This is a genomic window from Asanoa ishikariensis (assembly GCF_900107455.1).
GTDB lineage: Bacteria > Actinomycetota > Actinomycetes > Mycobacteriales > Micromonosporaceae > Asanoa > Asanoa ishikariensis.
In genome coordinates, this window is the sequence record NZ_FNQB01000003.1 from 1,635,173 (window position 1) to 1,658,107 (window position 22,935).

The following is a 22,935-nucleotide window of genomic DNA, read 5'->3' on the forward strand; positions in this document are numbered from 1 at the left end:
GTGGTTAACGGCGCTCCAGTTCGTCGAGGAGGTCCTGCAGGGCCCGGCAGGCGTCGGCGAAGCGGGCCCGGCCGATCACGTCGCCCCAGTGCTCCTCGATCTCGGCGACCCGGTCGCCCGCGTCGGACAGGGCGGCCCGCCCCCGCTCGGTCGGGACGATCAACTTGGCGCGGCCGTCCTGCGGGTCCGGCTGGCGTTCGAGGTAGCCCAGTTGTTGCAGGTCGTTCACCAGCTCCGAGGTGGCGGCCAGGCTGAGCTGCGCCCGACCCGCAAGGTCGGTGAGCCGGGCGCCGCCGTAGATGTTGCCGAAGATCTGCAGATGCGGCTCGCGCAGGTCGCCGTAGCCGGAGTCCGCGGCGGGTTCGAACATCTCGGCGCGGAACTGCCGCAGCAGCCGGACCAGGAGCTGCCCGATGGCGGCCCGGTCGGTGGGCAGGTCGCTTGACGTCGGCTTCACGGACGGATAATACTTCGGTTACCGAAGCTTCGGTAACCGAAACAAATGGAGGCGGCAGTGGCGACCGTGACGACCCGCGTGGGGCGGCTGCACGTCGAGGTCGAGGGATCCGGTCCCCCGGCGGTCCTCTGGCACAGCCTGTTCGTGGACTCGACGACCTGGGGCCGGCTGCGCCCCGCGCTCGCCAAGGCCCGGACCCTGGTCCTGATCGACGGCCCCGGACACGGCCGCAGCGGCGCGGCGCCCGGCCCGTTCACCCTGACGGACTGCGCTGACGCCGCCCGCGACATCCTCGGCGCGCTCGCCATCGGGGCGCCCGTCGACTGGCTCGGCAATGCCTGGGGCGGGCACGTCGGCGTGTTCTTCGCGTCGGCACACCCGGACCTCTGCGCGAGCCTGGTCACCGTCGCGTCGCCGATCCACGCGCTGTCGCCGGCCGACCGCCGATCGGTCCGCCTGCTGCACGGGCTGCACCGTCTGGCCGGCCCTCGCCCGGTCGCCGGGATACTCGCGGATGTCCTGCTGGGCAAGGGATTCCCGGACACCGAGGCCAGCTCTCTCGTGAGGGCGGCCTTCATCCGCGCGGACCGCCCCGGCATGCGGCAGGCCATCCGCTCGATCAGCCTCGACCGACCGGACGCCACGGACCGCCTCGCCGCCATCAAGGCGCCGACCCTCATGACCACCGGCGCCGACGATCCTATGTGTACACCCACGGACACGAAGGCCTGGGCGGCCCGGATACCTGACGGGCACGACGTCGTCCTCAAGGGCGCCGGCCACCTAGCCCCGCTCTTCGACCCGCACACCGCCGACGTCATCACCGACTTCTGGGCAAGCTAACCGGGTACGGCGATCGCCTCGCGCAGCAGGCGGCGGGCCAGGACCAGGCGGGACTCGTCGTCGTCGAGGCCGGGTAGGTCGCCCACCCGCGTCACCTCTCCGTCCAGGAAGGCTCGCAGGGCAGGCTGGCAGCCCAAGGGGAAGGTGACCACGCGGTCGGTCAGGCGCAGGCGGACCTTGTCCGTGCCGTCCGGCTCCAGGCGCCAGCGCAGGCCGGCCCGCGGGATCACACGGGAGTCCGCGGACAGGGAGGACAGAGCCGCCGCCTGGGCCAGCGGCCGCAGCGGGGCCGGGCGGGCGGACGGCCACGACCGGCGGCGCAGGCGCTCGGCTACCGCGGCCGGCGACGCCGTCTCCAGCCACGACCGCAGTGCCTCGACCGTCTCGGTCAGTTCCGGCTCGAGCTGGTCCTGGTCGCTGACATCGAGGGCGTACGGCAGCGTCGCGCGCAGGCGCGGGTCCTCGGCCGCCTCCGCCAGGAGTGCCTCGACCAGCGCGTACCGGGTCAGGGCCCGGATCCCGATGGTGATGTGCAGCGAGGAGTCGTCCTGGGCGGCCGCGCTGTGCAGCCAGCCGCGCGGCAGGTAGAGCGCGTCGCCCGGCGCGAGCACCACGTCCAGCGCCGGCTCGCCGGCCGCCGTCGCGGAGACCTCCTCGGCGCGGCCGCCCCACGCCTGACGTTCCAGCGGGTCGGGCAGGACGGGTGGGTGGACGCGCCATCGTTTGCGGCCGTCGACCTGGAGCACGAAGACGTCGTGGGTGTCGTAGTGGGTCGAGAAGCCCTGGTTGCCGGCCGGCGTCAGGTACGCGTTGATCTGCAGCGGCTGGCCGAGGGCCGAGCCGAGCTCGCCCGCGAAGGCGACCAGCGGCGGCCACGTGCGGTGGAGCCCCTGGAAGACCAGGGTCGCGCCGTCCGCGTACAAACCCATGATCTTCTCGTCGATGATCTGGTCGTCGATCTCGGCGCCCGCTCCCCCGCCGCCGGTGTAGCGGCCCGGCGGGACGAGGGCGCCGTCCTTGGCGACCCGCAGGAACGGGACCCGCAGGCCGCGCCGGCTGAGCAGTTCGTCGGCATCCGAGGGCGACAGCAGGTCGCGGAAGCCGTCCGCGCCGTCGAGCTCGTCGGCGCGGGACAGCAGCGGCGCACGCCCCCAGTACGCGCCCGCGAACTTGGCCGCGTCCACGCTGACGCAACGGGAGAGCGCCGGGCGGTGCGCACCGCCCGGCGCGGCCCCGTCAGCCGTGGTTTTCTCAGGCACCGCCGTCCGCACCGCCGTCGTGGCCCTGCGGGTTCGTGCCGCCGTCCGCCGGACCTTCGGCACTGCCGTCGGCGCCGCCGTCGTGACCTTGAGGATTGGTGCCGCCGTCGGCGACCCCTTCGGCGCTGCCGTCCGCACCTCCGTCGTGGCCGGACGGGTTCGTGCCGCCGTCCGCCGGGCCCTCCGCACTGCCGTCGGCGCCGCCGTCCTGTCGGCCGGGCATCGCCCCGCCGTCCGCCGGTCCTTCCGCGCTACCGGCTCCGGTCGTGGCCATGTCGTCGTCGTCGAGTGTCATCGAGTAGCCCCCTCGCGCTTGTGACGCCCCGGGTGAAGGGGCGTTCCATCCGCCCCTCTACCCGTCGAACGATCACCTGTAACCCCAGAATGACCTGTCCGGGTGGGCCTGCGGGCACGAATCCGGGGTAACCCAGGACCCGTGATCCTCGTCGGCACCTCCGGGTGGCAGTACCGGGACTGGCGCGGCCCCTTCTACCCCGAAAAGCTGCCGCAGCGGGCCTGGCTGGAGCACTACGCGGAGCGGTTCGCCACGGTGGAGATCAACAACGCCTTCTACCGGCTGCCGGAGCGGGACACCTTCGCGGCGTGGCGGGAGCGCACACCCGGCGACTTCTGCGTGGGGGTCAAGATGAGCCGCTACCTCACCCACATCAAGCGTCTCAAGGACCCCGCGGAGCCGGTGAAACGCTTCCTGGACCACGCGGACGGGCTCGGCGACCGGCTGGGGCCGGTCCTGGTCCAGCTTCCGCCCAACCTGAAGGTCGACGCGGGCGCCCTCGACGCCGTGCTGGCGCGCTTTCCGAGCGGGATCCGGGTCGCGGTCGAGCCCCGGCACGAGAGCTGGTGGGTCGACGAGGTCCGCGCGGTCCTGACCACCCATGCCGCCGCGCTGTCCTGGGCCGACCGGCTCGGCCGCCCGACGACACCGCTGTGGCGCACCACCGACTGGGGTTACCTGCGATTCCACGAAGGACGAGCCACACCGCGGCCACGGTACGGGCGCAGCGCGTTACGCACCTGGGCCGGCCGGCTGAAGGACGCCTTCGGTGCCGATGCCGACGCGTACGTCTACTTCAACAACGACCACGGCGGCGCCGCCGTGACCGACGCGGCGGCGTTCGCCCGGATCGCGGCGGCCGCGGGACTGACCCCCTCCCGGACGCCATGAGCCCGCGGGTCCTGGTCACCAACGACGACGGCATCGACGCCGTCGGCATCCGGGTGCTCGCGACCGCGCTGGCCGGTCAGGGCCTCGACACGGTGGTCGCCGCGCCGCGCGTCGACGCCAGCGGGGCGAGTGCGGCGCTCGCCGCCACCGAGGACGACGGGCGGGTGCTGTTCGAGCGGCACGATCTCGACGGCGTCCCGGCGTACGCGATCAGCGGCTCACCCGCCTACATCACGCTGCTCGGGCTCCACGGCGCCTTCGGCCCGCCGCCGGACCTGGTCGTGTCCGGCATCAACCGCGGTGCCAACGCCGGCCGCGCGGTGCTGCACTCGGGCACCGTCGGCGCGGCCCTGACGGCATCGGCCGGCGGCCGGCGGGCGATGGCGGTCTCGCTGGACATCCTCTCGGCGGCCGACGCGACCACCGCCAGCGGCGGCGCGGTCGCGACCCTGTCCGCCGCGCAGGAGGCGGCCCGCAACTGGGACAGCGCGGCCCGGGTCGCGGTCGGGCTCGTCGACGCGCTGCTCGCGGCGCCGGTCGCGGTGATGCTCAACGTCAACGTGCCGGACCTGCCCGCGGACCGGCTGCGCGGCGTGCGCCGGGCCACCCTGGCCGCGTTCGGCCAGGTGGTGATGACCGTGGTGGAGTCCGGCGAGGGCTACGTGCGCACCGCGCTGCGCCAATCCGACCAGGAGCTGACCGCCGGCACCGACCTCGCGGTGCTGGGCGACGGCTATGCGGCGGTGACCCCGTTGCGTGCCCTCGGCGAGGCCGGCGACGTCGACCTGCCCGGGCTGGCCGCTGGCTAGCCGCTGACCGCCGCCGTCTGAGCGTCCCACATCGCGATGACGACGCCGGCCACGAAGACCTGCGCCGGCGTCGGCATGCCCGGCAGGTCGAGCTCCACGTCACGCCGCCAGGCGCTCGTGCGCCGCGCGTAGCCCACCGCCTGCTCACCGACGTAGAGATCCTGCTGCTGGCTCCACATCGAGCGCCAGCGGAACTGGAAGGTCTGGCCGCCGTAGGTCACGGTCCACTTCTTGCGGCCGACCTTGTCGGCCATCGCGACCTCGGCACCGCTCTCGTCGACCATCGTGTGCCGGGTGCCCCAGGTGTTGGAGCGGATCTGGTATTCGTGACCGTCCAACGTGCACTGTCCACCCTGCTTCCAGAGCGAGGCGTGCCAGGTCGTCAGTGGTCGGCCGTCGAGCGCGAGCTCGTAGCTGTTGCGCCACTTGCTCGTGGGGCGGGCGGTCAGCATGGCCCCAGGTTATCCGCGCAACGCAACCGGCCGGCCGTCCCACCGCCACGAGTCGCGCAGGGGGTGGCCGGGCAGCGCGATCCGGCCGGTCGCCCACAGGAGCCGCTCCCACGGGTCCGGGTGCTCCGGCAGGTCGGGGAACAGCCGCTCGATGACCCGCTCGCACAGCTCGGCCGGCGGCTGCCAGGGCAGGCCCAGCGTGGTCGCCACGTCGTGGGCGTGCACGACGGTCTCCACGACACCCATCGCGGCGAAGCCCTCCGGGTCGCTGATGCCGTAGGTGTGGTGGGAGAGCCGGTCGGCGGGGGCACCGGCGACGACGCCGGCCAGCATCGCGCCGCATCCCTCCAGCACGCGCAGAAGGCCGAGGGTTCCGGCGGCGCGTTCGACGAAGATGGTGAGGGCGGGGCCGCCTTCACGCACGTAGCGCCAGCCGGCCGGGACGTGGGTGTCGGTCGGCGGGTCGGACGGACCGATCTGCATCGCGTACGCGAACAGGTCGTCCGCGGTGTGCTCGATGGTCTCCCAGCACGTCCAGGTGAGCGCTCCGGCCGGCACGTCCCAGGCGTCGTCGGGCACGTCGCGCAGCGTCGCTCGGAGCAGGGCCACGATGGTGGTCACGTCGGCAGGGGTAACCGTCACGGGCGGGACCCTAGCAAAGTCGTTACGTCAGAAGCGCGGCGATTATCACCAGGGCGGGCACGGCCGCGAGGGTGGACAGCACGATCGCGTCCCTGGCCAGGCCGGTGGCGCGGTCGTAGCGGGTGGCGTACACGAACAGGTTCTGCGCGCTGGGCAGGGCCGACAGGACGACGGCGGCGAGCAGCGCGTGGCCGTCGAGGTGGAAGAGGAAGTGACCGATCGCCCACGCGACGGTCGGCTGCACCACGACCTTGAGGGCGACCGCGAGATAGCGCTGGGGTGCGTCCGGACCGCCGGCGAACGGGCGGCTGCCGCGCAGCGCGAGCCCGAGGGCGATCAGGGCCAGCGGCACGGCGGCGCCACCGACCAGGTCGAACGGGCGCAGCACCTCGGGCGGCAGGTCCCAGCCCGCGGCGGCCACCACCAGACCGCAGAGGCAGGCGACGCTGATCGGGTTGCGCAGCGGGGCGGAGAGCAGCCGCAGCGGTGCCGGCCGGTGCCCGGCCGCGGTCACGTCGAGCACCGCCAGGCCCGTCGGGGTCGCGATCAGGAGCTGGAAGAGCAGCACGGGTACGACCAGGGAGGCGTCGCCGAGCACGTATGCCGCGATCGGCAGGCCGAGGTTGCCGGCGTTGACGTACGACGCACAGAGCGCACCGATGGTCACCTCGGCGGCCGGCCTTCTTGGCAGGGTGATCGCCACGTAGAGCGCCGCCGCCACCAACGTGCTGAGCACGAACACGGCCAGCGCTGGGCTGAACACCTTGTCGAGGCTGGAGGTCGCGAGGGTCGAGAAGAGCAGCGCGGGTGCGGCGAGGTAGAAGACCAGCCGGGCGAGCAGCGTGGTCGCCTCCGGGCCGAGGATGCCGACGCGCCCCGCCAGGTATCCGGCCAGGGTCACCAGCCAGATCCCGGCGAACCCGGTGAGCACGGCCCGCATGCCGGACATCCTGCCGGTGCCAGGGCATCATGGGCGGGTGCGTGTGCGGCCGATCACTCCGGAACTGTTCGTCGACGGTGTCGCATCACGGATCGTGGACACCTCCCCCGACGGCCGGGTCCGGGTCGCGCTCGACGGTCCGCCGCCGGCCGGTGTTGATCCGCTCTCGTCGGGTGGGCCTTTCGGTCCGGGGCCGCTGGCCGGGCCTGAGGCGTTGGCCTCGGCCCTGGTCGAGGAGCTGCGGCTGCGCGGGCGGCCGGCGCACGCCGTACCCGCGAACGGGTTCCTGCGGGCCGCGTCGTTGCGCTTCGAACAGGGCCGCACCAACCCGGACGCGTTCTACACCGACTGGCTCGACGAGCCTGGGCTGCGGCGCGAGGTGCTCGACCCGGCCGGGCCCGGCGGCACCGGGCGGATTTTGCCGTCGCTGTGGGACCCGAGGACGGACCGGGCGAGCCGGGCCGGGTACGCGCCGCTGGAGCCGACCGCCGCGGTGCTGGTCGCGGGCGGTTTCCTGCTCGGCGGCACGCTGGCCTTCGACCTGACCGTCCACCTGGTGGTATCGCCCGGCGCGCTCGCCAGGCGGACGCCGCCGGACTGGGCGTGGACGCTCCCGGCGTGGCGGCGGTACGCGGCGGAGGTCGATCCGGCAGGCTGGGCCGACGTGGTCGTGCGCGCCGACGATCCACTCCATCCGGCCCTGGTCGAACGCGAGTGAACACGAATGAAATGAATGATCGGTTTGACCGTAGGGCATGATGGGTACTCGCCCGCACCTGCACCTCCACCACCTGGAAGGGCGGCCGCCATGTTGATCGAGGACGCGACCCGAGCCGAGCAGATCCGGCTCACCTTGCAGGCCCGGGTCGACGAACTGACCGCCGAGTTCGAGGCCGAGCGCGAGCGGGGCCACCTGCTCCGTCTGGTCGAGGCGCACGACACCGCCGGCGACGACCAGGCCGACAGCGGCTCCAAGGCCGCCGAGCACGACACGTTCCGCTCGGTGCTGGGGGTCATCGACGACCGACGCACGCAGTACGAGCACGCGCTGGCCCGGCTCGCGGCCGGTGACTACGGAGCGTGCGAGGGCTGCGCCGCCCCGATCCCGCTCGAGCGCCTGGAAATCTTCCCGGCGGCGACGTCATGCGTGGCCTGCAAGCAGACGCGGGAGCGCCGGGCGGCCTAGGGTCGTTCGTGTGGGCGACATCAAGGTCGGCACGGCGTCGTGGACGGACAAGACGCTGCTGGAGTCCGGGTGGTATCCGCCGGACTCGGACACGCCTGAGAAGCGGCTGGGTTACTACGCCACCCGGTTTCCGCTGGTCGAGGTCGACGCGACCTACTACGCGCCGCCGGCCGAGCAGACCGCGGCGTTGTGGGCGGCGCGCACTCCTCCGGGTTTTACGTTCAATGTCAAGGCGTACAGCCTCCTGACCGGTCATCCGACTCGCGTCAGCTCGATCTTCAAGGACCTGCGCCCGGAGACCGACAAGACCAACGTCTACCCCAAGGACCTGCCACCACAGGCGTACGAGGAGATCTGGACCCGGTTCCTATCGGCGCTCGACCCGCTCGTGTCAGCGCGCAAACTGGGTGCGCTGCTGTTCCAGTTCCCGCCGTGGTTCGGCATCCGCCGGTCCAACAAGAACTTCCTCCTTGAGGTCCGGGACCGGGTCAAGCCCTTGCGGCCGGTCTTCGAGTTCCGCAACGCGTCGTGGTTCGAGGGCGACAACCGGGTGGAGACGCTGGAGTTCCTGCGCCAGCACCATTTGCCTTATGTCGCCGTCGACATGCCCCAGGGCCACCGCTCCTCGATCCCGCCGATCCTGGAGGCCACCGCGGAGCTGGCGGTGATGCGCTTCCACGGCCACAGTCTCAAGTGGACAAGCAAGAACATCTACGAGAAGTTCGGGTACGAGTATTCCGCGCGCGAACTGTCGCAATGGGCGCCGAAACTGCGCAGGTTGGCGTCCGACGCCGACGAGACCCACGTGCTGATGAACAACTGCTACAGCGACTACGCGCAGCGCAACGCCCAGGGCTTGGTGGATCTGTTGTCCTAGGCGGCCTCGTCGGCGATCAGGGTGATCGGGGCCTCGTCGGCCAGGCGGTAGCCGACTCCGTAGATGGTGCGGACCACCGGCGTGACGAGTTTGCCGCGCAACCGTCTGATGTGGACGTCGACCGTGCGGGGGCCGGCGATCGCGTACCCCCAGACGCTGCGCAGCAGGTGGTCGCGGGTGAACACCCGGCGCGGGTGGCGCGCGAGGAACAGCAGCAGGTCGAACTCGAGCCGGGTCAGGGGCACCTCGCGGCCAGCGCGGATCACCTGCCGGGCCGCGACGTCGATCCAGACCTCGTGTGCCGTGCGCTGGGTCGGGAACGCGACGAGGGACGTGTGGGCGACGGTCATGGTTCCTCCCTGGGGTGTGCGCCGACGAGCTGGGGTGTGGGCCGGACCGGTGCGCCCGGCTGGAGAACGGGCAGGCCGGCCGCGCGCCAGGCGACGAAGCCGCCGGCCAGGTCGGTCGCCCGGTGCAGGCCGAGGTCCTGCAAAGAGGCGGCGGCCAGCGAGGACGCGTAGCCCTGCTGACAGAACAGGATGTAGTGCGTGTCGTACGAGTCGGCGATCGGCAGCCGTGCGTCGCACCGTGGGTCGAGCCGCCACTCCAGCACGTTGCGGTCGATGATCAGGGCGCCCGGGATGGTGCCGGTCGCCTCGCGTTGCCCCACCGGGCGGGTGTCGACCAGCACGGCGCCGGCCCGGGCGGCCACGTGGGCGGGCTCCGGGTCGAGCCGGACCAAACGCTCCCGTGCCACTGTCAGAATCTCGTCGATCGAACGGCTCACCAGGCCACCCCCGCGCGCGCCACGTCGGCGACCGTGAGGACGCCGTCGGTCAGGTCATATCGGGTCATGCTACGCAATTCCGGCGCGTAGCAATGCACGCTGATCGCCGGGTCGGGTCCAAGGTTGCTGACACGGTGCACGTAGTGCGGGCCGAACCGACGGCCGGCACCGGGCACCAACGGCTTGGCGCGCAACGCGCCGCGGTGGACGGTCTCCTCGGTCAGGGTGCCGGAGACGACGGTGAAGCCGCCGCTGGCGCCGCCGTGGTCGTGCAGGTCGGTGTGCTGGCCGGGCAGCCAGGTGAGCAGCCAGACCTCGTGCTCGGGCGTGGCCGCGATCCGGTGGTACCACCGCTCGGTCGGGTCGAAGCGGGGAGCGACCGCCCAGGCGGCCGGGTCGCCGGCGTACCGCCGAGCGACGCTGAGCAGGTCAGAGGACAGGAACATGGTCGTAACGATAGCCCACTAATCCTACTGGGTTAGTAGGTTGTCCCGCGTGTTGGGACACCGGCTCAAGACCGGACGTACCGCCCCTTGCCGGGCACGCCACGGATCAGGCCGCGATCCTCCAGGGTCGTGGTGACGCGGTGGATCGTGGAGATGCTGACGCTGTAGTCGGCGGCCAGGCGCACGGTCGAGGGCAGCTTCTCGCCAGGCGCGAGCTCGCCGGCCTCGATTCGGCGGACGAGGTCGTCGAGGACGCGACGATATTCGGTGGTGGGTTCCACGATGGAGCTCGCTTTCCGGTTGGCCATCGCGAGTCCACCACATGAAGGGTTGGCATGTCATCTTGTTGGAACAAGTTGAGATTGGACGTTGACCAGATGGAACCAGTTGGAATAGGTTCATCGGTGGAACGCGGCGGTTCACTTCCGGGTTGGCGCCTTAGGTGACCGCCCGCGATCCACAGCGGACCGCCGGCTGGGCAGCGCGGCGCCCGCACCCTGCCGGCCGGCGACCCCCATCTCCGGCCGGCAGGTCCACGTCGGCACGGTCGTATCTCGCGGTTCGCGCTGCACTGGCAGGTCCACGTCGGCACGCGGTCGTAGCACGCGGTTCGCGCTGCACTGGCAGGTCTGCGGCGGGTCTCAGGGCGATGGGCGATCACCGCGGTCGGTGCCGCTGACGTGCGTGGCTTGTCGGCCGATCGGCCCGCTGCTCACACCGCCGCTGCGGGTAGGCGGTCGACGGCGCGGGAAATGGCCGCGTAGCCCGACTCGGTGAGCTTTTCCTGGCGGCGGAGATCTGTCAGCCGGGTGCGGAGCTCGTCGACCTTCCTGGTGGCGTCCGGGGCGTCGTGATCGAGGCGCCGGGCGATGTCGTCGACCCGTTTGTGCAGGTCCGCCGCTTCCTTGGCCTTGAGCTGGCCGGTTTCCATCTGGACGTCGATGGTCCGGCGCAGGTCGGCGATCGGATCCACCGGGACAGCAGGCGGGGACGTCCGTGTCGGCCGCGGCGTGGTGGGCGGCGGCGGGGTCGTCGGGGCGGTGGTCTTCGTCCGTGTCGGTCCCGCGGTGGTGGGCGACGGCGACGCGCTCGCGTGCGCGGGGCTCGGTGCTGACGCGGGTTCGGCCGATGCGGGTGGCGGCACGGCGACCGCGGCGGGGCGACCGTCGCGGGTGGCGGCGAGCAGCGACGCCAGAACGAGCGCCGCCACCGCGCCGGCGGTGGCGCCCGCGATGCCCCACACGCGCCGGCGCGGCCGGGGCGGGACGGCGGCGAGCGCCGGCGTCTCGGCGCGCGCACGGACAGGTGCGCGTCCGGTCAACCGCGCCGCGACGGCGCCGGCGTCGGTGGGTCGGTCGTTCGGCGACTTCGACAGCAGTTCGTCGACCAGCCGTGCGAGCAAAACCGGCACATCGGGCCGCGCTGTTCGCACGTCGGGCGGTGACTGGGTGACGTGTTGGTGTACGACGGACAGCGGCGTCACGCCGACGAACGGTGGCGCGCCCGTGAGCATGGCGTGGATGGTGCAGCCCAGTCCGTAGAGATCGGTTCGCGCGTCCACCGGATCCCCGTTGACCTGTTCCGGCGACATGTAGCTGGTGGAGCCCATCGCGATCGCTGTGCCGGTGAGCCGCGCCTGATCGGAGGCGTGCTGCAGATGGGCGATGCCGAAGTCGCAGATCTTGACCACGCCGTCCGTGGTCCGGATGAGGTTCGCCGGTTTGACGTCTCGGTGGACGACCCCAGCGGCGTGCGCGGCGGCCAGGCCGGCACAGGTCTGTGCCGCGACCGCCACCGTGTCGTCGACCGAGAGCCGCCCCTCGCCGATCATCGCGGCCAGGCTGCGGCCCTCCACGAGCTCCATGACCAGATAGGAGTCCCCGGAGTCGGTGCCGAAGTCGTAGATCGCCACGATGTTCGGGTGGTTGAGGCGGGCCACGGTGCGGGCCTCGCGGTCGAAGCGCTCGATCACCGTGGGGTCTGTCAACGCCGAGCCCGAGACCAGCTTGACGGCCACCGCCCGGTCGAGCCGCAGGTCGCGGCCTCGCCAGACGACTCCCATTCCGCCTCGGGCCAGCACCTCGTCGAGCTCGTACCGGTCGGCCAGTCGCCGTCCAGCCATCGACGTCCCTTCCGGGTCGAATAATTGCGGTCACGCAACCATAGGCCACCTGGGCCGACGGCGCTCGAGACGGCGCCAGCCCGCGGAAGACGCGCCAATCGCGGCCCGGGAAGGCCGCGAATTGACGTTCACCCGTGCGGATCGAGGACGTACTCGCGGGCCGCGGGCTCTCCCCCCAGCGACAAGAAAGATGGCAAGGGTCCCTTGTTATGCGAAAAGCGATAACAAGGGACCCTTGCTTATCTCTAGGCTCCGCCCTCGGTGAGGGTGACGGTCTTCGGCGTGAAGCCGGCGCCGTTGACGTCGACGCCCTGCGCCTTGAGGGTGTCCAGGGCCTTCTGGACGTAGTCGTTCGTGTAGGCCAGGCCTTCGGGCGCCTTGGTGAGCACCGTCTGGCCGTCGGCGTTCTTCGTGGTCATCGACAGGTCGACCGTGGCCTTCCAGGCCGCCTCGTCGATCATGCCGGCGCCGGCGGGTGCCGGCCAGACCAGCTTGTTGACCTCGTTGACCTGCCAGAGCTGGTGGCTGGCGCCGAGCTTCGAGCCGCGCTTGACGACCAGGTCGCGGCAGGCCTCGGGGTTGTCGCGGCAGTAGGCCCAGCCCTTGATGGACGCAGCCAGGAACTTCGTCGCGGTGTCCTGATAGGACGCGTCGGACTCGAGCTTCGACGTGTTTGCCCAGACCGCGTCCTGGAGCATCGCGGTGCCGACCGAGTTCCAGTCGAGCACGGTGAACGCCGACGGGTCGTAGAGCTTGCCTGTCGCCGGGTCCTTGGCCTCCAGGAGCTGGGCGTACTCGTTGTAGCTCATCGCCTGTGCCGCGTCGATGTCCTTGCGCAGCAGGCCCTGCATGTCGAACTGCTGCTGCACCAGGGTGACGTCCTTGCCGGGGTCGAGCCCGGCCTTGGTCATCGCCGCGAACAGCTCGAACTCGTTGCCGAAGCCCCAGTTGCCGACCTTCTTGCCCTTCAGGTCCGCCGGCGACTTGATGTTGGCCGAGGCGAACGAGACCTGGTACGTCCCCGAGCGCTGGAAGATCTGGCCGATGTTGGTGATCCCGGCGCCCTGCTCGCGCGAAGCCAGCGCCTTGGGCACCCACGCGATCGCGAAGTCGGCCTGACCCTGGGCCAGCACGGTCTGCGGCACGATGTCGACGCCGCCCTCGAGGATCTCGACGTCGAGGCCCTGCTCTTTGTAGAAACCCTGGTCGGCCGCGGCGATGTAGCCGGCGAACTGACCCTGCACGAACCACTGGAGTTGGAGCTTGACGCTCTTGGTGCCACCGCTGCCCGCCGAAGGGGCAGGCTCGTCGGCCGTGCCGCACGCGGTGAGCACCAGAGTGGACAGAGCAAGAATGGCAAGGGCGGTTCTCGTACGCTTCACAATGGTCCTCCGGTTGGTTCTCTAGACCCTCCGCCAAGGCATAACGAGCCGTTCCAGGAGAAGGGCCACCAGATAGAAGACGAGACCGAGCACGCACGCCCCGACCACGAAGGCCCAGGCACGGGGGTACGCGGTGTTGGCCGCCGCCGAGGTGATCCGGGAGCCCAGGCCGTTCTGCAGCCCGCCGAAGTACTCCGCGACCACCGCCGCGATCACCGCCAGGGAGGACGCCTGGCGCAGACCGGTGAAGACGAACGGCAGGGCGGCGGGGAGGCGGACCAGCCGGGTGACGGTCCAGCCGCTCGCGGCGTAGCTGGCCATCAGGTCCCGGTGGATCGGGTCCACCTCGCGCAGCCCGCGTAGCGCGTTGACGAACACGGGAAAGAACACCACTATCGCGACCACCAGGCGTCGGGGCACGCTGCTGGTCGAGTCGAACATGTTGTTGAGGATGGGTGCCAGGGCGATGATCGGCAGCGCGTTCAGCGCCGCCGCCACCGGGATGGATACCTCGCCGAGGAAGGCGAAGCGGGCCGCGACCATGGCCGCGAGCAGCCCGACGGCCGCGCCGGCGAGCAACCCGATCAGGGCGTTCTCGCCGCTGGCCAGGCCGGTGCGCCAGACCACCTCGCGGCTCAGCCAGAACTGCTCGCCGATCGCCGACGGCGCGGGCAGCACATAGGGCGCCACCCGGCCGACCTTGACCACCGTCTCCCACAGCAGCAGGCCGGCGACGCCGACCACCAGCGGCGGGAGGACAGCCAGCCAGGGGCCGCCGCGGCGCCGGCGGGTGACGACCGGTGCCGTGGGGTCGGCCGCGACCACCGGGTCGACGGCCGTGGTCATGACGTCGCGCCGGCGGGTACGGCCTCACCGCGCAGCGCGCGGCGGACCTTGGTGATGCCGGTGAAGAAGCCAGGCGACTGCCGGGTCGCCTCGGTGCGCGGGCCGAGGTCGATCGGGACGACCTCGGTGATCCGGCCGGGCCGGGCGGACATCACCACGACCCGGTCGGAGAGGTAGACGGCCTCGGGAATCGAGTGCGTGACGAAGATCGTGCTGGTGCCGGTGCTGGCGCAGATCCGCAGGAGCTCGTCCTGGAGGCGTTCGCGGGTCATCTCGTCCAGTGCGCCGAACGGCTCGTCCATCAAAAGAAGCGGCGGGTGTACGGCCAGCGCCCGGGCGATCGCGACCCGCTGCTGCATGCCACCGGATAGCTGGGCCGGGTAGTGCCCCGCGAAGTCACCCAGCCCGACCAGGTCGAGCATCTCGCGGGCCCGTTCGCGCCGCTCGCGTTTCGACGTGCCGCGCAGTTCCAGCGGCAGCTCGACGTTGCGCTGCACGGTCCGCCACTCGAACAGTCCGGCCTGCTGGAAGGCGATTCCGTATTCCTGGTCGGCGCGGGCGGTGGCGGCCGGCTTGCCAGCCACGGTGACCGTGCCGGTGGACGGCTGGGTCAGGTCGCCGACCAGCCGGAGCAGCGTGGACTTTCCGCAGCCCGACGGCCCGATCAGCGTGACGAACTCGCCGCGCTCGACCGTGAGGTCGACTGCGGTCAGCGCGGTGACCTCGTCGGCCCGGCCGGCGTTGAACACCTTGGACACACCTTCGAGCAGCACCGCAGTCATGCCCGCACCCTCCGCCGGCGGAGCAGGAACTCGCTGAACCCGATGAGCGCGGCGACCGCGAGCCCGAGGGCAGCGGCGCCGATCATCGCCGTGAAGACCTTGGCGGGATCCGTCGTGGCCTCCCGTGAGTATTCGATCACCAATCGACCGACACCACCACGGGTGCCCGTGGAAATCTCTCCGACGACGGCTCCGACGACCGCCGCGGCGGCGGCCAGCCGAAGGGCCGGGAAGAGGTACGGAGTCGAAGCCGGCAGGCGGAGCTTGACCAGCGTCTGCCACCAACCGGCGGCGTAGCTGCGCATCAACTCCTCGGCGATCGGCGCCGGCGACTGGAGACCCCGCAGCATGCCGACGGCGACCGGGAAGAACGCGAGGTACATCGCGATCACCGTGACGGACATCCAGGGCTGCCACGGGTACGCGCCGATCGAGAGCCGCCCGCCCCAGCCCGCGATGACCGGCGCGAGCGCGATCAGTGGCACGGTCTGCGACAGGATCACGTAGGGCAGCAGCCCGCGCTCGACGATCCGCAGCCGCTGCATGAGCACCGCGAGCAGCAGCCCGATCAGGCCGCCGGCGACGAACCCGAGGGCGACGCTGCGCAGGGTGAACAGGCACGCCTGGAGCACCACGAGCCAGATCGGGTCGCCGCCGGACAGCTCGGGGTCGCCGAACCGGGACAGGATCGTCCACACGTGCGGCATCGCGCCGTCGTCGGTGCGCGGCAGGATCCGCGTGCCGAACAGCATCGTGCCGTCGGGGTCCCCGACCGCCTTGTAACCCTCCCAGAGCAGCACACCCACCACCACGGCGCCGAGCGCGCCGAGGACGAGCCGCCCCCGGCGGTTCATCGGGATGCCAGGGCCGGGATGATCTTTTCGCCGTACGCGTGGAGGGTGTTTTCCTTGTCGTCGTGCTGCAGATAGAGCGCGAACTGGTCGACGCCCAGCTCACGCAACTGTTGCAGCTTCTCGAGGTGCGCCTCGACCGGACCGAGCAGGCAGAACCGATCGACGATCTCGTCGGGTACGAAGTCGGTGTGCGTGTTGCCGGCCCGCCCGTGCTCGGCGTAGTCGTACCCCTGCCGGTTTCGGATGTAGTCGGTCAGCGCCTGCGGCACCGCGCCGGACTCCCCGTAGCGGGTCACGATGTCGGCGACGTGGTTGCCCACCATGCCGCCGAACCAGCGGGTCTGGTCGCGCTGGTGCGCTAGGTCCTCGCCGACGTAGGCGGGCGCCGCGACGCAGAACGTGATCGACGCGGGGTCGCGACCGGCCTTCTCGGCCGCGGCCCGCACCGACTTGATCATCCACGCGGCGATATCCGGGTCGGCGAGCTGGAGGATGTAGCCGTCGCCGACCTCACCGGCCAGCGCCAGCGCCCGCGGGCCGTACGCCGCGATCCACATCTCCAACTCGCCGTCGCGTACCCACGGGAAGTGCACCGGTCGGCCCTTGTAGTCGGCCTCCCGCCCGTGCGCCAGCTCGCGGATCAGCGTGACGCACTCCCGGAGCTCGGCGATCGTCGTCGGCTTGTAGCCGAGCGTGCGCAACGCCGAGTCGCCGCGGCCGATGCCGCAGACCGTGCGGTTGCCGAACATCTCGTTGAGCGTGGCGAACAGCGATGCCGTCACCGTCCAGTCGCGGGTCCCCGGGTTGGTGACCATCGGGCCGACCTTCACCCGGGACGTCTGGGCGAGGATCTGGCTGTAGATGACGAACGGCTCTTCCCACAACAGGTGTGAGTCGAACGTCCACACGTGACTGAAGCCGAGTGTCTCCGCCTGCTTGGCGAGGCGGACGACCTCGCTGGCCGGTGGGTCGCACTGGAAGACGACACCGATGTCCATCCATTGCTCCTTATCTAGCGGACCTTCGGGAAGCCCAGGTCGACCTGGCTCGTGGCCGGGTCCGGCCAGCGTGAGGTGACCACCTTGGTGCGGGTGTAGAAGCGCAGGCCGTCCGGCCCGTACATGTGCACGTCGCCGAAGAGCGACGCCTTCCAGCCGCCGAAGCTGTAGTAGGCGACCGGCACCGGGATCGGCACGTTGACGCCGACCATGCCGCAGTCGACGTCGTACTGGAAGCGTCGGGCCGCCCCACCATCGCGGGTGAAGATGGCGGTGCCGTTGCCCCACGGGTTGTCGTTGACCAACTTGAGCGCATCGTCGTACGTCTCGACCCGGACGACCGAGAGCACGGGCCCGAAGATCTCGTCGGTGTAGTACGGCGATGTGGTGTCCACTTTGTCCACCAGTGAGGGCGCTAAGAAGAACCCGGGGCCGCCCGAAATATCCGCTTCGCGGCCGTCTACGACGATCTCGCCGCCGTCACAGTCCAGGTAGGAGCGCACCTTGTCGCGGTGCACGCCGCTGATCAGCGGGCCCATCTCGGCGTCGGGGTCGCTGGCCGCGCCCACCCGGATCTTGGCGATCCGCTGGGCGATCTCCTGGACCAGGGTGTCGCCGACGTTGCCGACCGCCACGACGACGGAGACGGCCATGCACCGCTCCCCCGCCGAGCCGAAACCGGCGGACACCGCCGCGTCGGCCGCGGCCGGCACGTCGGCGTCGGGCAGCACGATCATGTGGTTCTTGGCGCCGCCGAGCGCCTGGACGCGCTTGCCGTTGCGGGTGCCGGTCTCGTAGATCGACTGCGCGACCGGGGTCGAGCCGACGAAGCTGATCGCCTTGACGTCCGGGTCGGCGAGCAGCGCGTCGACCGCCGCCTTGTCGCCCTGGACGACGTTGAACACGCCGTCCGGCAGCCCGGCGCGGCGCAGCAGGTCGGCCAGCAGCAGCGAGACCGACGGGTCCTTCTCGCTCGGCTTGAGGATGAAGCCGTTGCCGGCCACCAGCGCGTTGCAGAACATCCACATCGGCACCATGGCCGGGAAGTTGAACGGCGTGATGCCGGCGACGACGCCGAGCGGCTGCTGGATCGAGTAGACGTCGACGCCGCCCGCGGCCTGCTCGCTGTAGCCGCCCTTGAGCAGGTGCGGTGCCCCGGCGGCGAACTCCGCGTTCTCCAGCCCGCGGGCCACCTCACCGGACGCGTCGGCGATGGTCTTGCCGTGCTCGGACGAGAGCAGCGAGGCGATCTCCTTGCGGTGCCCGTCGACCAGGTCGCGGAACCGGAACATCACCTCGGCGCGGCGGGACAGGCTGGCCGCCCGCCAGGCCGGCTGCACGGCCAGCGCGGTCTGCACCGCCGTGCGTACCTCCTGCGCGGTGGCGGCGACCACCTCGGCCTGGACCTCGCCCGTGGCCGGGTCGAAGACGGGCAGCCGGCGGTCGCCCGTGCCGGCCACCTCGCGGCCGCCGATCCAATGTGGAATCTCTCGCATCGCTTTCACCTTCACCGCAGGTAGGAGGACAGGCCGCGCTTGAGGTAGCGACCGCGGCCCTTGCGACCGTGGTAGCCACCGTCCCGGTCGACGAGCACCTCGCCACGGGAGATGACCGTGTCGACCTTGCCCGCGATGGTGAACCCCTCCCAGGCCGAGTAGTCCAGGTTCATGTGGTGGGTCGCGGCGCTGATCGTGGTGCGCCCGTTGGGGTCGTAGAGCACGATGTCGGCGTCGGAGCCCGGCGCGATCACGCCCTTGCGGGGGTAGAGCCCGAACATCCGGGCCGGCGTGGTCGCGATCGTCTCGACCCAGCGCTCGACGGACAGCTTGCCCTCGGCGACACCCTGGTAGACCAGGTCCACCCGGTGCTCGACCGTACCCATCCCGTTGGGGATCTTGGAAAAGTCACCGAGCCCGAGCTCCTTCTGGTCCTTCATGCAGAACGGGCAGTGGTCCGTCGACACGATGGCCAGGTCGTTGGTGCGCAGGCCACGCCAGAGGTCGTCGCGGTGCGGCTCCTCCTTGGAGCGCAGCGGCGGCGACGCGACCCACTTGGCACCCTCGAAACCGGGGGCGCCGAGCTGGTCCTCCAGCGTCAGATACAGGTATTGCGGGCAGGTCTCCGCGAACACGTTGCGACCGGCGTCGCGGGCCGCGGCCACCTCGGCGAGCGCCTCGCTGGCCGACAGGTGCACGAAGTAGAGCGGGGTGTCGCGGGCGACCTGGGCCAGCGCGATCGCGCGGTGGGTGGCCTCGCCCTCCAGGATCGAGGGGCGGGTCAGCCCGTGGAAGACCGGGTCGGTCTGGCCTTTCGCGAGCGCCTGGGCGACCAGCACGTCGATCGCGATGCCGTTCTCGGCGTGCATCATGATCGTGGCGCCGTTCTCCCGCGCGGTCTGCATCGCGCGCAGCACCTTGCCGTCGTCCGAGTAGAAGACGCCCGGGTACGCCATGAACAGCTTGAAGCTGGTCACGCCCTCGTCGGCGACGAGCTGGTCCATCGCCTTGAGCGCGTCGTCGTCGACCCCACCGATGATCATGTGGAAGCCGTAGTCGATGTGCGCGTTGCCGTCCGCCAGCGCGTGCCAGGCGGCCAGACCGTCCTGCACGACTTCACCGGTGCGCTGCACCGCGAAATCGATGATCGTGGTGGTGCCGCCGTACGCGGCAGCCTTCGTCCCGGTGTCGAAATCGTCGGAGGCGAAGGTGCCGCCGAACGGCAGCTTCATGTGCGTGTGCACGTCGATGCCGCCGGGGATGACCAGTTTGCCGGTCGCGTCGATGGTCGTCTCGGGCTGTCCGGACCAGGTGCCGGGCGCGAGGAGTGCGCTGATCGTCTCGCCGTCGACCAGCACGTCGGCGGCGAAGCGGCCGGTCGGGCCGACCACCTCGCCACCGGTGATCAGAAGGGTCATGTCGTGTCCTCGCGTCAGGGCTGGACGAGCCGGTCGTAGGCGTCGGGGCGGCGGTCGCGGTAGAACTGCCAGCGGTCGCGGACCTCTTCGAGCAGCGCCATGTCGAGGTCGCGGACGATCAGCTCGGGCTCGTTGGCGTCGCCGGTCTCACCGACGAACTTGCCTTCCGGGTCGACGAAGTACGAGGTGCCGTAGAAGTCGTTCTCGCCCAGCGGCTCGATGCCGGTGCGGTTGATCGCGCCGATGAAGTACTCGTTCGCGACCGCGCTCGCCGGCTGCTCCAGCTTCCACAGGTAGCTGGACAGGCCGCGGTGGGTGGCGCTCGGGTTGAAGACGATGCGCGCGCCGGCCAATCCCAGGGCCCGCCAGCCCTCGGGGAAGTGCCGGTCGTAGCAGATGTAGACGCCGATCCGGCCGACCGCCGTGTCGAACGTCGGGTAGCCGAGGTTGCCGGGCCGGAAGTAGAACTTCTCCCAGAAGCCCTTGACCTGCGGGATGTGCGTCTTGCGGTACTTGCCGAGATACGAGCCGTCGGCGTCGACCACGGCCGCCGTGTTGTAGAGGACGCCCGGCTGCTCCTGCTCGTACATCGGCAGGATCATGACCATGCCCAGCTCTTTCGCGAGAGCCTGGAAACGCTCGGTCGTCGGGCCCGGGATGCTCTCGGCGTACGAGTAGTACTGCTTGTCCTGCACTTGGCAGAAATAGGGGCCGTAGAACAGCTCCTGGAAGCAGATGACCTTGGCGCCCTGCGCGGCCGCTTGGCGGGCGTACTCCTCGTGAGCCTTGATCATCGACTCTTTGTCGCCGGTCCAGCTCGTCTGCACCAGCGCCGCGCGGATGTTCTCCGGCATCGGAACCTCCTTGTCCCCCGGCCAGCGTGAATCCGTTCAGCCTATGACCGAGGACGGTGTTCCGACAGACATCAGAGGCCGTGGCGTGTTTGGCGTCAGAGGCCCAGCGTGGCGGGGTCCGGGGTGATCGCCTTCCACCGTTCCCGGGGGTCGGCGACCAGTTTGCGGGTCTTCATATCGATCAGTCCGCCGAGCCCGTCGACCTCGGCGGCGAGGATGCCGTCGGTCTTGCGGATCTCCTGGTGCACGCCGAACGTGCGGCCGTCGCCCCACTGGAACTCGCAGCTGACGTCGACCTCGTCACCGGCACGCAGCTCGCGGCGGTAACGGATGGTGGTCTCCATGGCGACCGGGGCGACGCCGGAGCTCAGCAGCTTTTCCTGGGTCAGGCCGGCCGCTCTGAGGATCTCCCAGCGGGCGTGCTCGGCGTACTGGAGGTAGACCGCCTGGTTGAGGTGACCGAGGCTGTCGAGCTCGTAGCCGCGGACGGTGACCCTGACCTGGAACAATGTTGGCTAGTCCTTCCGTTCGCCGGGCATCCACACCGCGGCGTCGTGGGCGAAGACGATGGCGCGCGGGTCAAGTTCTACGAGCCTTTCGACCCATTTCGGGTACGGGATGTCGTGTCCGCTTTTAAGGGCCAGGGCGTCCCTGCCGTACGTGGTGGCGTCGTCGCGGGCCTGGCCGGCGAGCACCACGGTGCCGTCGGGGCGGCGAACGGCCACCGACTGGTGTCCGTCGGTGTGACCCGGAGTCGGGATGACCCAGACGCCCGGCCACAGCTCGGTCTCGCCGCTGACCTCGAGGTAGTGAGCGCCGGCGAAGTCGACGAGCTCCGGGAGCGTGTAGTCGGCGGTCTTGCGTGCCGTCGCCAGCTCCTTGTCCTGGACGACGATCGGGAGGCCGGTGAAGAGCGGGTTGCCGCCGCAGTGGTCGAAGTGCAGGTGGCAGTTGACCACCATCGTGACCTCGTCGGTCGTGACGCCGGCCTGTTCGAGAGCGGTGTGGAGTGTTCTTCGGGTGGGCCGGTAGTGCGCGTCCACGTCAGGATGGGAGCCCATGCCGGTGTCGAAGAGCAGCAGCCCTTCCGGGCGCCGGACGAGGTAGCCGAAGACCGGCTCGATCCTGGGGTGGGCGGCACCGGCCTCGTCCGCCGGGCGGACGAAGTAGCCGAGGTCGATCCGGCGGACATCTCCCACGTTCTTGATCCTTGCACGGTGAGCGTCGTCGCGGGTGTGTGAGGCTTGACCTCGTGACCATCGATGACACCCTTGCCGACTCGATGACTTCGGCGGCCACCGAGCTGATCTCACTGGTGGGTCCCCCGCTTCCCTTCCCGTTCGACGACGACGGGCGGCGCTGGATCGAGTACCGGCCGCACACCCGGCCCGGGGTGTCGCTGGCTTCTCTTGAGGTGCCCGCCCGAAAGGCCGCTTTTCGGCTGCTGGCGACGGGACTGAGCCCGCACGCGTACGCCCAGGCGTTGGCGATCGTGTCTCTGGAGGAGGTGTTGGACCGTTCGGAGGGGTACGTCCGGGGCCGACACCTGAACGACTACTGGGTGTCGATCTTCGGGACACCGGGCTCCGTCGACCCCTGGACCTGGCGGTTCGAGGGGCACCACCTGTCGGTGTCGATGACGGTCGCCGGGTCCGCGGTGTCGCCGGCGCCGGTGTTCTTCGGCGCCAACCCGGCCCGGGTGACCTACGGCGCGCACACGGTGTCGCGGCCACTGGCACCGGAGGAGGACGTCGCGTTCGCACTGCTCGCGGCGCTGTCGCCGACCGAGCGATCGCTGGCGGTGTTCGCCGACATGCCGCCTTTGGACATCGAGAGCGGCACCTCCGCTTCGGCGTCCCCGCTGTCCCCCTCGGGCGTCTCGGCGACCTCGCTGAACCCGGCGGCCGGTGCGCTGCTGGCCTCGCTGGTCGGCGTCTACCTGGACCGGTTGCCCTCGACGCTGGCGGACGACCTGAGCCCCTCGCTGGAGGAGCTCCGCTTCGCGTGGGCCGGTCCGGAGCGGCCCGGTTCGCCGCATTACTACCGGCTCCAGGCGGCGGACCTGTTGATCGAGTACGACAACACGGCCGGCGGCAACCACGCACACAGCGTGCTGCGCCGACCGGCGGCGGACTTCGGAGCGGACCTGTTGGCCGAGCACCGTCGGGCGTACCACTGAAGGATCCTGCCGATCAACGTGCGCAGCCGCGTTGATCGTGTGGAGATGCTGTAGCCCGATCGTGTAGTTATGACGCGGTGGCGCGGCATGAGCGGTTTCGTCCTGTTCAATGGTCGGATC

28 protein-coding genes are annotated in these 22,935 nt (G+C 70.7%); 7 read left to right on the forward strand and 21 right to left on the reverse strand.

The window, feature by feature from the left end; all coding sequences use genetic code 11:
• Positions 1-4: 4 nt before the first annotated feature.
• Positions 5-457, reverse strand: a complete 453-nt coding sequence (locus BLV39_RS31515) for a MarR family winged helix-turn-helix transcriptional regulator (RefSeq protein ID WP_204082876.1) — start codon at positions 455-457, stop codon at positions 5-7.
• Between the two features lie 57 nt (positions 458-514).
• Between BLV39_RS31515 and BLV39_RS31520 the strand changes: the two genes are divergently transcribed.
• Positions 515-1,300 (forward strand): alpha/beta fold hydrolase, encoded by a 786-nt coding sequence (locus BLV39_RS31520; RefSeq protein WP_176985166.1) that lies wholly within the window; start codon positions 515-517, stop codon positions 1,298-1,300.
• Here the strand turns inward: BLV39_RS31520 and BLV39_RS31525 are convergent.
• Together BLV39_RS31525 and BLV39_RS31530 are read right to left on the reverse strand one after the other, a co-directional pair.
• Complete coding sequence (locus tag BLV39_RS31525; RefSeq protein WP_308442720.1) at positions 1,297-2,559, reverse strand: cupin domain-containing protein; 1,263 nt, start codon at positions 2,557-2,559, stop codon at positions 1,297-1,299. The genes BLV39_RS31520 and BLV39_RS31525 overlap by 4 nt on opposite strands.
• Positions 2,552-2,854 (reverse strand): hypothetical protein, encoded by a 303-nt coding sequence (locus tag BLV39_RS31530; RefSeq protein ID WP_090800262.1) that lies wholly within the window; start codon positions 2,852-2,854, stop codon positions 2,552-2,554. The genes BLV39_RS31525 and BLV39_RS31530 overlap by 8 nt, the downstream gene beginning before the upstream one ends.
• Positions 2,855-2,995: 141 nt before the next feature.
• Here BLV39_RS31530 and BLV39_RS31535 point away from each other — a divergent pair, with 141 nt between their 5' ends.
• Together BLV39_RS31535 and surE are read left to right on the forward strand one after the other, a co-directional pair.
• A complete protein-coding gene (locus tag BLV39_RS31535) occupies positions 2,996-3,745 on the forward strand; it encodes a DUF72 domain-containing protein (RefSeq protein ID WP_090800263.1) in 750 nt (249 codons plus the stop codon).
• Positions 3,742-4,554: a 5'/3'-nucleotidase SurE gene (gene surE / locus BLV39_RS31540; protein WP_090800264.1), complete on the forward strand. Its 813-nt coding sequence runs from the start codon at positions 3,742-3,744 to the stop codon at positions 4,552-4,554. The genes BLV39_RS31535 and surE overlap by 4 nt, the downstream gene beginning before the upstream one ends.
• On the opposite strand, the gene BLV39_RS31545 is transcribed toward surE, so the two are convergent.
• The 3 genes from BLV39_RS31545 to BLV39_RS31555 are packed head-to-tail and all read right to left on the reverse strand — an operon-like array spanning position 4,551 to position 6,588.
• Positions 4,551-5,006 carry a hypothetical protein gene (locus BLV39_RS31545; protein WP_090800265.1) on the reverse strand — a complete coding sequence of 152 codons (456 nt, stop codon included), beginning with the start codon at positions 5,004-5,006 and terminating at the stop codon, positions 4,551-4,553. The two genes, surE and BLV39_RS31545, sit on opposite strands and share 4 nt — an antisense overlap.
• A 9-nt stretch (positions 5,007-5,015) precedes the next feature.
• A complete protein-coding gene (locus BLV39_RS31550; protein ID WP_090800266.1) occupies positions 5,016-5,648 on the reverse strand; it encodes a maleylpyruvate isomerase N-terminal domain-containing protein in 633 nt (210 codons plus the stop codon).
• 22 nt (positions 5,649-5,670) lie between these two features.
• The gene (locus BLV39_RS31555) at positions 5,671-6,588 is read right to left on the reverse strand and encodes an AEC family transporter (RefSeq protein WP_090800883.1); all 918 of its coding nucleotides are present in this window, start codon (positions 6,586-6,588) and stop codon (positions 5,671-5,673) included.
• Positions 6,589-6,625: 37 nt separating this feature from the next.
• On the opposite strand from BLV39_RS31555, the gene BLV39_RS31560 reads away from it, so the two are divergent.
• From BLV39_RS31560 to BLV39_RS31570, 3 genes are all read left to right on the forward strand, one after another.
• The gene (locus tag BLV39_RS31560; RefSeq protein ID WP_090800267.1) at positions 6,626-7,306 is read left to right on the forward strand and encodes a nucleoside/nucleotide kinase family protein; all 681 of its coding nucleotides are present in this window, start codon (positions 6,626-6,628) and stop codon (positions 7,304-7,306) included.
• Positions 7,307-7,396: 90 nt separating this feature from the next.
• Complete coding sequence (locus BLV39_RS31565; protein WP_090800268.1) at positions 7,397-7,774, forward strand: TraR/DksA family transcriptional regulator; 378 nt, start codon at positions 7,397-7,399, stop codon at positions 7,772-7,774.
• A gap of 10 nt (positions 7,775-7,784) precedes the next feature.
• The gene (locus tag BLV39_RS31570; protein WP_090800269.1) at positions 7,785-8,651 is read left to right on the forward strand and encodes a DUF72 domain-containing protein; all 867 of its coding nucleotides are present in this window, start codon (positions 7,785-7,787) and stop codon (positions 8,649-8,651) included.
• Here BLV39_RS31570 and BLV39_RS31575 read toward each other — a convergent pair.
• The 15 genes from BLV39_RS31575 to BLV39_RS31645 all read right to left on the reverse strand — a co-directional run bounded on the left by BLV39_RS31575 (position 8,648) and on the right by BLV39_RS31645 (position 21,835).
• Positions 8,648-9,001 (reverse strand): winged helix-turn-helix domain-containing protein, encoded by a 354-nt coding sequence (locus BLV39_RS31575; protein WP_090800270.1) that lies wholly within the window; start codon positions 8,999-9,001, stop codon positions 8,648-8,650. The genes BLV39_RS31570 and BLV39_RS31575 overlap by 4 nt on opposite strands.
• The gene (locus tag BLV39_RS31580) at positions 8,998-9,438 is read right to left on the reverse strand and encodes a rhodanese-like domain-containing protein (protein ID WP_308442721.1); all 441 of its coding nucleotides are present in this window, start codon (positions 9,436-9,438) and stop codon (positions 8,998-9,000) included. The genes BLV39_RS31575 and BLV39_RS31580 overlap by 4 nt, the downstream gene beginning before the upstream one ends.
• Positions 9,435-9,884, reverse strand: coding sequence for a cysteine dioxygenase (locus tag BLV39_RS31585; RefSeq protein ID WP_090800272.1), 450 nt, complete (start codon positions 9,882-9,884; stop codon positions 9,435-9,437). The genes BLV39_RS31580 and BLV39_RS31585 overlap by 4 nt, the downstream gene beginning before the upstream one ends.
• A gap of 65 nt (positions 9,885-9,949) precedes the next feature.
• Entirely contained in the window at positions 9,950-10,165 is a 216-nt protein-coding gene (locus BLV39_RS31590; RefSeq protein ID WP_239083873.1) for a winged helix-turn-helix domain-containing protein, read from the reverse strand.
• A gap of 431 nt (positions 10,166-10,596) precedes the next feature.
• Positions 10,597-12,006 (reverse strand): serine/threonine-protein kinase, encoded by a 1,410-nt coding sequence (locus tag BLV39_RS31595; protein WP_090800274.1) that lies wholly within the window; start codon positions 12,004-12,006, stop codon positions 10,597-10,599.
• 245 nt (positions 12,007-12,251) lie between these two features.
• On the reverse strand, positions 12,252-13,388 hold the full coding sequence (locus BLV39_RS31600; protein WP_090800275.1) for an ABC transporter substrate-binding protein: 1,137 nt from the start codon (positions 13,386-13,388) through the stop codon (positions 12,252-12,254).
• Between the two features lie 21 nt (positions 13,389-13,409).
• Positions 13,410-14,234, reverse strand: coding sequence for an ABC transporter permease (locus BLV39_RS31605; RefSeq protein ID WP_090800276.1), 825 nt, complete (start codon positions 14,232-14,234; stop codon positions 13,410-13,412).
• Positions 14,231-15,016 (reverse strand): ABC transporter ATP-binding protein, encoded by a 786-nt coding sequence (locus BLV39_RS31610; RefSeq protein WP_090800277.1) that lies wholly within the window; start codon positions 15,014-15,016, stop codon positions 14,231-14,233. Before BLV39_RS31610 ends, BLV39_RS31605 begins: the two co-directional genes overlap by 4 nt.
• Positions 15,013-15,870, reverse strand: coding sequence for an ABC transporter permease (locus tag BLV39_RS31615; protein ID WP_090800278.1), 858 nt, complete (start codon positions 15,868-15,870; stop codon positions 15,013-15,015). The genes BLV39_RS31610 and BLV39_RS31615 overlap by 4 nt, the downstream gene beginning before the upstream one ends.
• The gene (locus tag BLV39_RS31620; RefSeq protein ID WP_090800279.1) at positions 15,867-16,868 is read right to left on the reverse strand and encodes a TIGR03842 family LLM class F420-dependent oxidoreductase; all 1,002 of its coding nucleotides are present in this window, start codon (positions 16,866-16,868) and stop codon (positions 15,867-15,869) included. Before BLV39_RS31620 ends, BLV39_RS31615 begins: the two co-directional genes overlap by 4 nt.
• A gap of 14 nt (positions 16,869-16,882) precedes the next feature.
• The gene (locus tag BLV39_RS31625) at positions 16,883-18,364 is read right to left on the reverse strand and encodes a CoA-acylating methylmalonate-semialdehyde dehydrogenase (protein WP_090800280.1); all 1,482 of its coding nucleotides are present in this window, start codon (positions 18,362-18,364) and stop codon (positions 16,883-16,885) included.
• An 11-nt stretch (positions 18,365-18,375) separates the two neighbouring features.
• A complete protein-coding gene (gene hydA / locus BLV39_RS31630) occupies positions 18,376-19,782 on the reverse strand; it encodes a dihydropyrimidinase (protein WP_090800281.1) in 1,407 nt (468 codons plus the stop codon).
• Positions 19,783-19,796: 14 nt separating this feature from the next.
• Entirely contained in the window at positions 19,797-20,636 is an 840-nt protein-coding gene (locus BLV39_RS31635; RefSeq protein ID WP_090800282.1) for a nitrilase-related carbon-nitrogen hydrolase, read from the reverse strand.
• A 95-nt stretch (positions 20,637-20,731) separates the two neighbouring features.
• Entirely contained in the window at positions 20,732-21,145 is a 414-nt protein-coding gene (locus BLV39_RS31640; RefSeq protein WP_090800283.1) for an acyl-CoA thioesterase, read from the reverse strand.
• 6 nt (positions 21,146-21,151) lie between these two features.
• Positions 21,152-21,835, reverse strand: coding sequence for an N-acyl homoserine lactonase family protein (locus tag BLV39_RS31645; protein ID WP_090800284.1), 684 nt, complete (start codon positions 21,833-21,835; stop codon positions 21,152-21,154).
• 59 nt (positions 21,836-21,894) lie between these two features.
• On the opposite strand from BLV39_RS31645, the gene BLV39_RS31650 reads away from it, so the two are divergent.
• Positions 21,895-22,815 carry a DUF3500 domain-containing protein gene (locus tag BLV39_RS31650; protein WP_176985200.1) on the forward strand — a complete coding sequence of 307 codons (921 nt, stop codon included), beginning with the start codon at positions 21,895-21,897 and terminating at the stop codon, positions 22,813-22,815.
• Positions 22,816-22,935 lie beyond the last annotated feature (120 nt).